Source organism: Arthrobacter sp. Hb9-2 (assembly GCF_059091165.1).
Window position 1 is genome coordinate 121,487 of the sequence record NZ_JBNHGJ010000001.1, and the last position, 13,008, is coordinate 134,494.

The window sequence follows — 13,008 nt, forward strand, 5'->3', positions numbered from 1 at the left end:
GAGGAGTCAAAGATGTCTCTTGGAATTGTTTTTCTATCCGAAGTCTTCGGAACGGCGATGCTGACCCTGCTGGGTTGCGGCGTCGTCGCCAACGTCGCCCTGCGGGGGACGAAAGGCAACAGCGGCGGGTTCCTGATGGTCACTTGGGGATGGGGCGTCGCAGTTTTCGCGGGTGTCTATGTGGCCGCGAAATCCGGGGCGCACCTGAACCCGGCCGTGACGCTCGGCCTGCTCGCCAACGGAGCCGGCGAATACGCCCCTGATGTTCCCGTGGATTTCGCCTCTACGCTGACCTACTTCGGCGGAGAACTGCTGGGTGCCTTCCTCGGCGCAGTGGTCTGCTGGCTCGCCTACAAGCAGCATTTTGACGTTGAAGAGGAAGTCGCCAGCAAGTTGGCCGTCTTCTCCACCGGCCCGGCCATTCGTTCCAGCTCCTGGAACCTGGTGACCGAGATCATCGGCACCTTCGTGCTGGTGTTCGTCATCCTCACCTTCGGCGGCACCCCGTCAGGCCTCGGGCCGCTGGCTGTCGCACTGCTCGTCGTCGGCATCGGCGTATCACTCGGCGGACCCACCGGCTACGCCATCAACCCCGCCCGTGACCTCGGCCCCCGTATCGCCCACGCCCTGCTGCCCATCAAGGGCAAGGGCTCCAGCGACTGGGGCTATTCCTGGATCCCTGTAGTCGGCCCGCTGGTCGGCGGTGCCCTGGGCGGCCTCGTCGCCCGGATTGTCCCGATCATCGCCACAGCAGCAGCCTGACCCCGCACCCAACCACCGCTCAAAATCACACCTCAAGACAAGGACGTCATCGTGAACCAGTACGTAATCGCCATCGACCAGGGAACCACCAGCACCAGGGCCATCATCTTCGACCACAGCGGCAGCATCGTCTCCTCCGGGCAGATGGAACACGAACAGATCTTCCCGAAAGCCGGCTGGGTGGAGCACAACCCCGCCGAGATCTGGAACAACACCCGTGAGGTCATCGCCTCAGCCCTCTCAAAGGCGAACCTGACGCGGCACGATATTGCCGCCGTCGGCATCACTAACCAGCGTGAAACCGCCGTGGTGTGGGACAAAACAACGGGTGAAGCCGTGTACAACGCCATCGTCTGGCAGGACACGCGCACGCAGGACATCGTGGACGAACTTGCCAGCGACGGGGGAGCGGACCGCTTCAAGCAGAAGGTGGGCCTACCGCTGGCCACATACTTCTCGGGCACCAAGATCAAGTGGATCCTGGACAATGTGGACGGCGCACGCCAGCGGGCCGAAGCCGGGGACCTGGTGTTCGGCAACACCGACGCGTGGGTCCTGTGGAACCTCACCGGCGGGGTGGACGGCGGCGTCCACGTCACCGACGTCACCAATGCCTCGCGCACGCTGTTCATGGATCTGGAGACCCTCCAATGGGACGAGGAAATCCTGGGCATCTTCGGCGTTCCGCGGTCCATGATGCCGGAGATCAAGTCCTCCTCGGAGGTGTACGGCACCGTTCACACCTCCCAGCTTCTCCGCGAGGTTCCGGTGGCCGGCATCCTCGGCGACCAGCAGGCAGCCACGTTCGGCCAGGCGGCATTCCAGACCGGCGAAGCCAAGAACACCTACGGGACGGGCTGCTTCCTGATTTTCAACACCGGCGAGGAAATCGTGCACTCCAAGAACGGCCTGCTGACTACGGTCGGCTACAAGCTTGGCGACGCGGCACCCCACTACGCCCTTGAAGGCTCCATCGCTGTCACCGGCTCACTGATCCAGTGGTTGCGGGACAACCTGGGCATGATCAGCAGCGCCCCGGAAGTGGAAACCCTGGCCGCTTCGGTGAAGGACAACGGGGGCGTGTACATCGTTCCGGCATTCTCCGGGCTCTTCGCGCCATACTGGCGTTCCGACGCCCGGGGCGCCATCGTGGGCCTCACCAGGTTTGTTAACAAGAGCCACATTGCCCGGGCAGCGCTGGAATCCACAGCGTTCCAGACCCGCGAGGTGCTCGACGCCGTGAACGCGGACTCCGGTGTACCGCTCTCCGAGTTGAAGGTCGACGGCGGCATGGTTGCCAATGATGCGCTGATGCAGTTCCAGGCAGACATCCTTGGCGTCCCCGTCATCCGGCCCAAGGTGGTGGAGACCACCGCCCTGGGCGCCGCCTACGCCGCCGGCCTCGCAGTCGAGTTCTGGAAGGACCTCGGCGAACTGTCATCCAACTGGTCTGAAGACAAGCGCTGGGAACCCCAGATGGACCAGGCCGAGCAGGACCGGCAGATGCGGCTGTGGAAGAAGGCCGTGACAAAGTCCATGGATTGGGTGGACGAGGACGTGCGGTAGCGTCTTCCGGCATTGAGAGTGCGTGGCTGGGGCGCGAGGAAGGCGGCCCCTGCCCCGCCCGTCCCCTGCTGCTCCCACGGGTGCCCACCACACCCGAGCGAGGGGCCGCCTCCCTTGCTTGTTGCGGTGGGCGCCCTACCTCCTCGTGGGGCCGCCATCTTCGCGGACGTGTCGGCGACGCTTACTCCTCGTGGGTTTCTACAGTTCCTGCGTTGCCGTCTACCGTCACCAGCTGGCCTGTTCGGAGCTCTTGGGTGGCGGTGCCTGTGCCCACTACTGCCGGGATGCCGTATTCGCGGGCTATCAGGGAGGCGTGGGCTGCCAGGTTTCCGCCGTCTGTTACGACGGCGGCCGCGTCGGCGAGGAGGGGAGTCCAGGCCGGTGCGGTGGCCTTGGCCACGAGCACCTCACCTGGTTGAAACGCGGAAAAGTCCTCGGGTCCTTCGACGGTACGGACGCGGCCGCGTGCCCGGCCTGGGCTTGCGGGATGACCCACCAGGGCACCTTCGGGAAATTTGCCGGCGCTTCGCGCCGTGTTGGCCAGCCGGTCAAATGTGTTGCCGAGCATCGGGAGCTTGCCCAGCATCAGCGGGGCGGCCAGTTTCCGTTGCCGGAGCCAGTCCGCGCGGCGTGCCGCCACGTTGTCCTGCTGGGGCGGCGCGTCGAGCCGCAGGTCCTGCCGGGTCAGGAAGTACACGTCGTCCCTGTTGCTGATGACGTGCGCCTGTTCCAGCTGCGTCCCGATCTCTGCAGCGCAACGACGCAGCAGCGGCCAGCCAAGGGTGAAATCCCGCACCTGTTCCTCCCGGAGCAGCGCATAGTGTTGGGCAACCGCGAGTAGATTGTCGAACCGGCGCAGCAGGCGCGAGCCCTTGAGCATGGAGCGGCAGGCATTTTCGGCTCTACGCCGCCGGGAAGCCGCAGCAGCGGATCCCCGGGAACTGCTGCCGAAGGGAGCAGCCGGGCCGGGCTCCTCGGCCGCCGTCGGGTGATACCAGTCGAGGCTGTAGACGGCGTGCGGAACCCTCGGCGGCAACGCCGGGGACAGGCCGCCCAGCAGCACTTGGTAACCGCCGCCGTCGTAAAGTTCCTCTTCCTTCCGGGAGGCAAATTCGGTGGCAAGGTGCCTGCGCCAGAACCTGGCCAGCACCATCTCCATCTTCCAGGCCGCCCCGCCCGTGGCGGCGAAGAACCACAGATATCCTCCGGCGGCCCCTGCCAGCTGTTCAACGAGATCCATCAGCCCGGCCAGGGTTGCCGGCAGCGGGACGCCGCGGTAGCTGTCTACGAGGCTGCGGTAGGCCGGCAGGTGTTGGGTGCGCCACTCAAGCTCAAGATCCCGCAGGACGGCGCGGTCTGCACCAGCGGGATCGAGCATCGGCCGGACCACGGAGTTGAAAAAGTAGTGCAGCGAGTGCCGCGTTCCGCTAAAAAGCAGGTGGGGGAGTGCCCGGGGTGTCGGCGGGGCCACGTAATACCAGCCGTTGACGGTGGCATGGCCCATCGGAACCCGAAGGCCGGTGGAGCGGAAGACGGCGTCGTTGTAGGCGGAGTCCAGGCAGGGAACAATCCAGTCCATAAAGAGCGGGGTGACCGGTTCCGGCAGCCATTCTCCGAGCCGGAAGTTCCGCAGCCAGGCGCCCTTTCCCGGGGCCAGCCATAGCACCGGCTCCGGAACCGCTGTCATCGGACGTGCCTGCACAACCTGGACGCGGCCGGAGCAGTCCACCACCCACTCCACGTCCTGGGGGCAGCCGAAATGCCGGGCGACGTTCCCCGCCATGGCGGCAACCGCCGTCGCGCTTTCCTTTGTGAGGACAGCACCGGCACCACGCTGTGGGACGACTGATCCGCCGCGGGCCAGCCACTCTTCGCCACGCTCCGAACCTCCCACCAGCTTTTCCCCAAGACCTTTCACAGCGGAAATCACCGTCTCGTCCCGGGCGCCGGTCAAGGGATGTGCGGTGAAGGCGACGCCGGCGGCCGCGGCGTCCACCATCTGCTGGACGAGGACGGCCATCTGCCCGGCGTCGGTGGTGTCCTCGTCTCCAGCGCCCGGATCGGCCTTTGGTCCGCCGGGCGGGGCGGCAACCGGCGGCAGCGATTCCTGGTAAGTCCGGACGCGGCCGGCATCAGCCGATCCGAAACAGCGGATAACGGCGGAGGGGAGGTCCTCGACCGGCACGTCCAGATAACTCTCATACATCCCTGCATAGGAGGCGCCTGGCAGGTCTTCGGCAGCCGCCGAGGAGCGGACGGCATAGGGGCCGGGACCGGCTGCCCGGGCCGCGTTTTGCAATTGGCGGTCCCAGGCATCCTGCCCGCCACCCGAACGTGCGTCCAAAGCCGCGCGCGGGACGACAAACCCGGAAGGGACGGGAAATCCGGCGGATTTCAGGTCCGACAATGCCGCGGCCTTGCCGCCGGCCTCCGCCCGGGTGAGGTGAAGGTGTCGGCCAAGCGGCAGGAAAAGGCGACTGCGAGGGGGATTGGGGCTGACGGCAGCACCGGCGTCATCGCCCATGTCACTCGCGTCAATGCCCAAGGAGTCACCTGCCGGGTAAGTAAGCCGGGTTGCCCGGCTCAAGTCTAGTGACGCGGGCCGGCGGTGGTACAGGTTGGCACGACACCAGCCCGGCCGCTTCGTGCGCTAAAGTGGTTTCATGCGTGCGATCCTTCTGCTTAGTTAGCCGCCCGGCATCCGAAACGACGGATAACCGAGCGGCAGCCCCTCCATGGCGAGGGGCTTTTGTGTGTCCGGGGCAGTTTCCGGGCCGCCAGCAGCAGGATCAGGCCGTTATGGCAGCACAGATGCCGTAACAGAACAGAAGAGGGCAGCAGTGGGCGTTCAGCCGGAGACAGAGACCGGAACAGCAACAGTGTCGGCGGAGGTGCCCGAGGAGGGCACGTACAGCTTTGCCGCCATGGAGGCCAAGTGGCCGCAGGTGTGGGAAGACCTCAAGGTTTTCACCCCTGTCGACGACGGGTCCCGCGAGCGGCGCTACGTGCTTGACATGTTCCCGTACCCGTCCGGCGACCTGCACATGGGGCACGCCGAAGCGTTTGCCATGGGTGACGTTGTGGCCCGCTACCTCCGCCAGCAGGGCTTCGATGTCCTGCACCCGATCGGCTGGGACTCCTTCGGCCTGCCCGCCGAGAACGCCGCGATCAAGCGCAACGCCCACCCCAGCGAGTGGACTTACGCCAACATCGAAACCCAGGCCGCGTCCTTCAAGCGCTACGCCATTTCCGCCGACTGGTCCCGCCGGCTGCACACTTCCGACCCGGAGTACTACCGGTGGACGCAGTGGCTGTTCAAGCGCTTCTACGAGCGCGGCCTGGCGTACCGGAAGGATTCCCCGGTCAACTGGTGCCCCAAGGACCAGACCGTGCTGGCCAACGAGCAGGTTGTCAACGGCGCCTGCGAACGCTGCGGCACAACTGTCACCAAGAAGTCGCTCAACCAGTGGTATTTCAAGATCACGGACTACGCTGACCGTCTGCTGGATGACATGGAACAGCTGCGCGGCCACTGGCCCGAGCGCGTCCTGGCGATGCAGAAGAACTGGATCGGCCGGTCCGAGGGTGCGCACGTCAACTTCGTCATCGAGGCCGACGGCGGCAAGCCAGCCAAAGAGGTCACGGTCTTCACCACCCGCCCGGACACCCTGTACGGTGCAACGTTCTTTGTAGTGGCCGCAGACGCTCCGCTGGCCGTGGAGCTCGTCACCGATGAACACGCTGCTGCCCTGGAAGACTACCGCGAGCAGGTCAAGGCGCTCACGGAAATCGAACGACAGTCCACCGAGCGCGAAAAGACGGGGGTCTTCACCGGCCGTTATGCCGTGAACCCTTTGAACGGGGAGAAGCTTCCTGTCTGGGCCGCGGACTACGTTCTCGCTGACTACGGCACGGGGGCCATCATGGCCGTCCCCGCCCACGACCAGCGCGACCTCGACTTCGCCCGCAAGTTTGACCTCCCGGTGCGGGCGGTTCTGGATACCGGCGAGGAAGACCCGGCAGTCTCCGGCACCGCCACCGCAGGGGAGGGCACGCTGATCAACTCCGGCGACCTGGACGGCCTGCCCAAGGCCGAGGCCATTCCGGCCGCGATCGCCATCCTGGAACGCCAGGGCACAGGTGAGAAGTTCGTCAACTTCCGGCTGCGTGACTGGCTGCTCAGCCGCCAGCGGTTCTGGGGAACCCCCATCCCCATCATCCACTGCCCGTCCTGCGGGGAAGTCCCCGTGCCGGATGAGCAGCTGCCCGTGACGCTGCCCGCCGATCTCCGCGGCGAGGCCCTGTCGCCGAAGGGCACCTCGCCCTTGGCGGCAGCCGAAGCATGGGTCAACGTCGACTGCCCTTCCTGCCACGGCCCGGCCAAGCGGGACACCGACACCATGGACACGTTCGTGGATTCGTCCTGGTACTTCCTGCGCTTTGTGTCACCGCAGTACACGGACGGTCCCTTCGATCCGGAGAAAATCAATGACTGGATGCCCGTGGGCCAGTACGTGGGCGGCGTGGAGCACGCCATCCTGCACCTGCTGTACGCCCGGTTCTTCACCAAGGTCATCAACGATCTCGGATTGATTGAAGCCACCGAGCCCTTCAGTGCGCTGCTGAACCAGGGGCAGGTCCTTAACGGCGGCAAGGCCATGAGCAAGTCGCTGGGCAACGGAGTGGACCTGGGTGAACAGCTGGACAAGTACGGTGTTGACGCCGTCCGCCTCACCATGATCTTCGCCTCTCCGCCGGAGGACGATGTCGACTGGGCAGACGTCTCGCCGTCCGGTTCAGCGAAGTTCCTGGCTCGCGCCTGGCGGCTGGCCCAGGACGTCGCCAGCGAACCCGGCATTGACTTCGCGTCCGGCGACCGGGCCCTCCGCTCGATTACCCACCGGACCATTGCAGACGCTGCCGAGCTGCTGGACGCCAACAAGTTCAACGTCGTGGTGGCCAAGCTGATGGAGCTGGTTAACGCCACCCGCAAGGCCATCGACTCCGGTGCCGGGGGAGCAGATCCGGCAGTGCGGGAGGCGGCCGAGGCTGTCGCAGTGATCCTGAGCCTGTTCGCCCCCTATACAGCGGAGGACATGTGGAGTGTCCTTGGCCACCCGGCCTCGGTGGCCAATGCCGGCTGGCCGGCCCATGACGAGTCGCTGCTGGTGCAGGACACCGTCACCGCCGTGGTGCAGGTGCAGGGCAAGGTGCGGGACAGGCTTGAGGTTTCGCCCGACGTCTCGGAGGACCAGTTGCGCGAACTGGCGCTGGCCTCGGACAACGTCCAGCGCGCCCTTGACGGGCGGGGCATCCGCACCGTCATCGTCCGCGCCCCTAAACTGGTCAACATCGTCCCGGCATAAGCCGGACCAGGCCGCCGGAAACCCCGGCGGCCTGCTGTGACCCAGGAGGCTCCATTGCCACACCGCGACGCCGCCGCCTGGCCTCGGGTCCGGGCGCGCCTTCTGAACCGCCTCCGGAAGCAGGAAAGCCCTGCACCTGAAGCAGGCGCCGTCGTACGTGTTGCTGTGGTGACCGACTCCGCCGCGGCGTTGCCGACTGAGTGGATTGCCGGGTTGAGCGGGGACGGCCGGCTGACCGTCATTCCCATGCCCGTGATGGTAGGGGATGAGATCTACGGTGAGGGCGACGACGACATCTCGGAGACCATAGCGCTGGCCCTGGCCAGCGGGACGTCCGTGAAAACCTCCCGGCCCTCGCCCGGACAGTTCGAACAGGCCTACCTCGCGGCGCGGCGCAGGGGCTATGAAGCGGTAGTTTCCGTGCACATTTCGGGTGGCCTGTCCGGGACTGCCGATGCGGCGCGGCTTGCAGCCGGCAGGGTGGGCATTCCGGTGGAAGTCGTCGACTCGGGAACGGTGGGCATGGCCCTCGGGATGGCCGTCCAGGAAGCCGTTCGCGTTGCCGGGGAAGGCGCCGATTCCGGGGCAGTGGCCGCTGCAGCCGCCGATCAGGCAGCTCGGACCAAGGTCTATTTCTACGTTCCAAGCCTCGAGCAGCTTCGCCGCGGAGGACGGATCGGGACGGCTGCTTCCCTGTGGGGCACCATGCTGGCGATCAAGCCCATTCTTGGCGTCGACGGCGGAAAGATCGTACCGCTGGAAAAGGTGCGGTCAGCGGTCCGGGCCGTTGCCCGGCTGGAGGAACTCGTGGCCGCGGACGCTTCTGCCCGAACCGCCGCAGGGGTACGACTCGCCGTCCACCATTTCGGCAACCCTGCGGAAGCGGAACGCCTCGCCGAACGACTGGCTGCTGCCTTGCCGCAGTGCCCCCCTGCCCAGATCAGCTCGCTGCCCGCGGTTCTGGCCGCGCATGCGGGGCTGGGGGTCCTGGCCGTTATTGTGGGCAGCGACCTTGTGGCGGAGTATGCCGGCTGACCGGGTGCTTCTCTACCGCTGCGCTGCTCGGGTAAAGGGAGGACAACCCGTGCGAAGGAGTGAAGCTCCCCAACGACGCTGAGGGTGGGGACCATATGCGGTTCCTCACCAAGGAGGAGTACAAGGCCTAGACGCGGCCATGGATCCCTACTTCCGGCCGTTCTTCGGGTTCCTCGTGGACACCGGTCTGCGCTTCGGAGAGTCAGTCTAGCCGCGGGTCAGTTCACGGACACACCTACCACCTACCCGATTCTGTCGGTGCCCGGGAGCACCATGGACCTATGACGGCTCCAACTGTTGAGGCGCCGATCCATGAACTGATGGATCTCGCCTGGAATGTTGACTATGACCTGCTTGAGCAGCGGGGCCTGCTCGGTGACGGGCTGTTCGTCGAGGAGTGCACCGGGATCCATTCCTGGGTGGAAGACGATACCCGCTACACGGTGGTCCACTCCAGGGAGACCGCCGTCCCGTTCGTGGACACCCGGCCAGTGGACGCCATCGTCTTCCATCACGACCTCCTCGGCGCCGACGACCCAAAATCATTCGTCCGGCTTCAGACGTAGGCTCTGGACCTCCGAGGCGGAAAAGAAAAGGTGCCGCACCCCCGATCAACGGGGCGCGGCACCTTTTTCGTTCCATCACCAGGAGTGGGCTACGTCCACGATCAGCCGGGAACCGGATCCTGGCCCGTCCAAAGTGAAGACCCGGAAGGGCAGCCGGGCACGGACGCCCAAGCCGATGCTGGTGGAACCTTCGAAGCTATTCGCATAGACCACTTGCCGGAATGTCTTGTAGCCGGCCACGTTGGACAGCTCAGCCTTCGCTGCGGGGTTGTAGGTGACGTTGCCGTTCTGGTCGTAGGAGGGTGCGTTCACGACGACCTGCAGGCGTGCGTTGCCGTAGACCGGAATCGTGAAGCCGGTGCCGTCCTGGATGATCTCCGGGACGTACCGGACCGTGTAGCCCTTCGCGGGGCCGTTGAGGTCAACCACCATCCGGTCGAAGCAGGGTTGCTGCCCTGTCCGGACGTTGGTGACGGAGGCGGAGCTCATCTCGGGCGCGGATTTGGCCAGAGATCCCCATGCGAGCCCGCAATAGGTTGCTGCCGAGGCTGGCCCCGGCGTCACGATGCCCAGCCCAACGGCCGCCAAGAGCGCGGTGAGCCAGAGGAGGAGTTTTCTCATTGGGGTGCCATCCAGGTAGGTGGAGCGGTTGGATAGCTCAAGATTAGGGAGGGCAAAGCCCCGAAACGAGAGTTGTTGCCGCTTCGCGGCGGAACCGTAAAGAACACCTGATCCGTGTCACACGCCAATAAATCCCGGGGCCGTTTGTCGCCTGTCTTAATAGTTTCGGTGCCGTTTTTTGCACCCAGCCGTAATGCTGGTAACAGCTCCGGGACAGGACAAAATCCCTCAGCAGCGTGATTCCCGGGCCCGAGTGGGTAACTTGTACATACTCGCGGTTGAGCAGTCAGCCGGCACGGCACTCCCTAGAGAGTCACCGACCATGGCATCCGACGCTGATACCTCCCGTCAAGACACAACACTCGGCCTCACACCTGCCGGCAGGATCTTCAAATCCTTTCGGCTCTGGCCGGCCGTGCCTATATCGGACCTCCTCTGGCTAAGGCACGTACTTGACCGCCGTGTCGAGGCGGATAGGGCAACCGCGGTGCAGAAGCTCCTTCGTCTTGTGGACGCGGAGCTCATCCGCCGCTCTGCCTCGCCTGGCGGCATCATCCCTTCCGCGCCACAGCCCAGCTGTGAGGAGCCCTGTCCGGAAGCGGGCTAGGACCACCTGCTGCCCCAAGGATGTGGGGGCAGGTGCTGGCGGCCCCTCCCAGGGAGGGCCGCCGCCGTGGGCCGGTGCCAGAGCTTGGGGGACCGGCCCACGGTCGTCATCCACCAGGACACGCTCCTGCAGGCCGGACCGACCTCATCACTGGGGCGCCGCAGTGTGCCGCCTGGGCAGCAGGAGCTGGTCACTGGGCTGCCTGTCCGGCCGGTCCAGGATCCATGCGCTGTCCTGGGTTGTCCGCGGCTTTGTTCGCCGCAGCTTCCTAACCAAGAGGGCGAAAGGCAACAGCACCAGCTGCAGGACCCCGGCCGCTATCAGTAGCAGCACAAAGAGGATTAGGTACGGCAGGTAGATGAGGAAGATGCCGAAAAGCGTGGCAAAGTATCCCATGCTGAATCCGAAGAACGTTTCGGCATTCAACGATTGCTCCCAAAGTTATCTGGAGTGGTGGGTGGTGCCGCTGCCTCGAGCCCGCCGGAGGCTCACCCTCCGGGCGCGTGCAGCAGCGCGGTTTCGGTGAGTACCGGCCCGCCATGGCCTCACATGGTGGCCCACCCCTCCCGGGCCCGAGGCAACCAGCGTTGACCCGCTTCGTTTGCGTCGGAGATGGAGGACGACAATGGCGGTCAGGCCGATCCAGGCAAATGCCGCACCGATGACAAGGAGCACTGCTGGAAGCGTGTCCACTGCGACACTTCTCCTAGAACTGAAGGGTTCGGCGGTTGGCCCGTAAGGCACGGGGCATAAATGGTGAGGGCGATAGCCCAGGCTGAACCGCGGAGTTCAGAGGTGTGCAGGGGAGGCCCGCGTCTGCTCTTGAAGGGCAGAATTATGCGGGGAGCTGGGGGAATCGGGGGCGGTCACAGCGGTCTCCGGATGAGATGATGCGGGGCCTGCTGCTTGACTTAGTTGAGGTATATCGCGGGGCGCAGCGGGAGTCAATAGCGCCGGCCAACGCCCCTGCACCAGCTCACGGAAAAGGGGCGGCCGGTGGCCTAAGGGGCGCGCACGAGCGTGACAGCGACCAGCCGGAATGGTTGACGGGTCGTTGATACAGGAGCCGCGGGCCAGCCAGTATCCGCGCTCTCGCGCGGACCTTTTCGTTGACGGGATTTTACCGGTTGTCGTTTCCAGAAGTCATCTGCACTGGCACCCGCCGACTTTATTGTCGGCATCTTTTTCTAGCCCAACCGCCCCCTGACCGGCGGTTCTATTTTAGTCCGACTAGGATCGGGGCAAGACGAACCTGGGGGATAGTGAATGGAACCGATCGTGGTTGAGGGCGGCAAGGGCACCGTGACACTCGGGAATGACGAAGTCATTCAACTTCTCTAAAAGCCCAAAGTCCGAATCGAGGCCGCCGACGCCCGAGCAGCAATGGCAGCCGTATACACCATTGCGCAAGAATCGGAATTCCCAATGCTGGTGGACATGACCACCACCGAATGCCTCAGTCGCCAGGCGCGTTCCGTTTTCACCATTCCATGCGCCGCCTCGCGCTAGCCTTGCTGGGCACCAGCCCAGTGGACCGGATACTCGCCAACTGGTCCCTCAGCGTGCAAAACCTTCCCTGCCCGGCACGCTTTTTCACTTTCAAGACCGAGGCCATGAAATGGCTGCTCGCTTAGACCTGGTGCGCCAGCGCGGCGAATGCCACTCCTGTTCACAATCCACGCCATCGATTTCGCTCGAAACCTTGTGGTTTCAAGAGACTGGGGTAATGGGACAGGCATCGACGCCGGCCCTTCCTCATGCCACGCGCAGGCCTGTAAACAGGCGCCAAGTCACGCACTGAGAACCCGAAAGCGCATGTCTGTCAATTGTCCGCTCGTACCTGCGTGAGTGCGATACAGGGTCACTCGCGGCCGAGGAGGCGCACCGAACAGCGGCACGCCTCCGCCGAGGATGACGGGGACGACTTGGACGATGATTTCGTCCAGCCAGCCGCGCTCAAGGATCTGCCTCGCTAGGTTGCCTCCAAAGACCCCGACGTCCTTGCTGCCCGCGAGTTCCTTGGCACGAGCTAGTCCCGTTTCGAGGTCGGCGGCCGTTTCAAGTCGCGGCTCGGGGACGATCTCGTGGGGGCGGTGGGTGACCACGACCACCGAACCGGACCAGTCGCCTCCGTAGACACCTGCTACGGCGCCGCCTTCATCAGAGCTTGCGAGGTCATACCAGCCACGCCCGGCCAGGACGGCGCCGGTGGCTCCGGCGACTGTGGCGGCCAGGTCACTCGCGGTGCTGTATTCAGAGCCGCCGGTCCAGGACATGTCGTGCTCCGGGCCAGCGATGAAGCCGTCCACGGACATCGCCACGTGCAGGATGATCATCGTCGTCGGTTCTCCTGCAGCAATGATTGGGAAATCAGGTGGTATGAGAATGGCGTAATAATAATCGGGGAGTCAACATCTGTCCTTCCGGTTGTGCAGATGACTTCCGACATTCTGTGCAGCCGTCTTCTAAAACTGACGCCGGTGCC

Annotated in this window: 9 protein-coding genes; 5 read left to right on the forward strand and 4 right to left on the reverse strand. The window is 64.9% G+C overall.

All coding sequences use genetic code 11. From position 1 onward, the window contains the following. Window positions 1-12: 12 nt before the first annotated feature. Together AC5RV1_RS00575 and glpK are read left to right on the forward strand one after the other, a co-directional pair. The gene (locus AC5RV1_RS00575; RefSeq protein WP_493948412.1) at window positions 13-762 is read left to right on the forward strand and encodes an MIP/aquaporin family protein; all 750 of its coding nucleotides are present in this window, start codon (window positions 13-15) and stop codon (window positions 760-762) included. A 51-nt stretch (window positions 763-813) separates the two neighbouring features. Continuing rightward, entirely contained in the window at window positions 814-2,328 is a 1,515-nt protein-coding gene (gene glpK / locus AC5RV1_RS00580; RefSeq protein WP_493948411.1) for a glycerol kinase GlpK, read from the forward strand. A 181-nt stretch (window positions 2,329-2,509) separates the two neighbouring features. On the opposite strand, the gene AC5RV1_RS00585 is transcribed toward glpK, so the two are convergent. Further along, the gene (locus tag AC5RV1_RS00585; protein ID WP_493993121.1) at window positions 2,510-4,873 is read right to left on the reverse strand and encodes a PEP/pyruvate-binding domain-containing protein; all 2,364 of its coding nucleotides are present in this window, start codon (window positions 4,871-4,873) and stop codon (window positions 2,510-2,512) included. A gap of 295 nt (window positions 4,874-5,168) precedes the next feature. Here AC5RV1_RS00585 and leuS point away from each other — a divergent pair, with 295 nt between their 5' ends. From leuS to AC5RV1_RS00600, 3 genes are all read left to right on the forward strand, one after another. Further along, window positions 5,169-7,694: a leucine--tRNA ligase gene (gene leuS, locus AC5RV1_RS00590; RefSeq protein ID WP_493993122.1), complete on the forward strand. Its 2,526-nt coding sequence runs from the start codon at window positions 5,169-5,171 to the stop codon at window positions 7,692-7,694. A gap of 54 nt (window positions 7,695-7,748) precedes the next feature. Further along, entirely contained in the window at window positions 7,749-8,729 is a 981-nt protein-coding gene (locus tag AC5RV1_RS00595; protein WP_493993123.1) for a DegV family protein, read from the forward strand. 281 nt (window positions 8,730-9,010) lie between these two features. Continuing rightward, complete coding sequence (locus AC5RV1_RS00600; protein ID WP_493993124.1) at window positions 9,011-9,295, forward strand: hypothetical protein; 285 nt, start codon at window positions 9,011-9,013, stop codon at window positions 9,293-9,295. Between the two features lie 75 nt (window positions 9,296-9,370). Here the strand turns inward: AC5RV1_RS00600 and AC5RV1_RS00605 are convergent, their stop codons facing one another. The 3 genes from AC5RV1_RS00605 to AC5RV1_RS00615 all read right to left on the reverse strand — a co-directional run bounded on the left by AC5RV1_RS00605 (window position 9,371) and on the right by AC5RV1_RS00615 (window position 12,859). Beyond that, complete coding sequence (locus AC5RV1_RS00605; protein WP_493993125.1) at window positions 9,371-9,916, reverse strand: AMIN-like domain-containing (lipo)protein; 546 nt, start codon at window positions 9,914-9,916, stop codon at window positions 9,371-9,373. Window positions 9,917-10,670: 754 nt separating this feature from the next. After that, window positions 10,671-10,949, reverse strand: a complete 279-nt coding sequence (locus tag AC5RV1_RS00610) for a hypothetical protein (RefSeq protein ID WP_493993126.1) — start codon at window positions 10,947-10,949, stop codon at window positions 10,671-10,673. 1,364 nt (window positions 10,950-12,313) lie between these two features. Then, a complete protein-coding gene (locus tag AC5RV1_RS00615; RefSeq protein ID WP_493993127.1) occupies window positions 12,314-12,859 on the reverse strand; it encodes a dihydrofolate reductase family protein in 546 nt (181 codons plus the stop codon). Window positions 12,860-13,008 lie beyond the last annotated feature (149 nt).

Excerpts from the sequence above, each read along its gene's own strand:
- AC5RV1_RS00575 (WP_493948412.1), top strand. The coding sequence starts at position 13 with ATGTCTCTTGGAATTGTTTTTCTATCCGAAGTCTTCGGAACGGCGATG.
- AC5RV1_RS00600 (WP_493993124.1), top strand. The coding sequence starts at position 9,011 with ATGACGGCTCCAACTGTTGAGGCGCCGATCCATGAACTGATGGATCTC.
- AC5RV1_RS00605 (WP_493993125.1), bottom strand. The coding sequence starts at position 9,916 with ATGAGAAAACTCCTCCTCTGGCTCACCGCGCTCTTGGCGGCCGTTGGG.
- AC5RV1_RS00615 (WP_493993127.1), bottom strand. The coding sequence starts at position 12,859 with ATGATCATCCTGCACGTGGCGATGTCCGTGGACGGCTTCATCGCTGGC.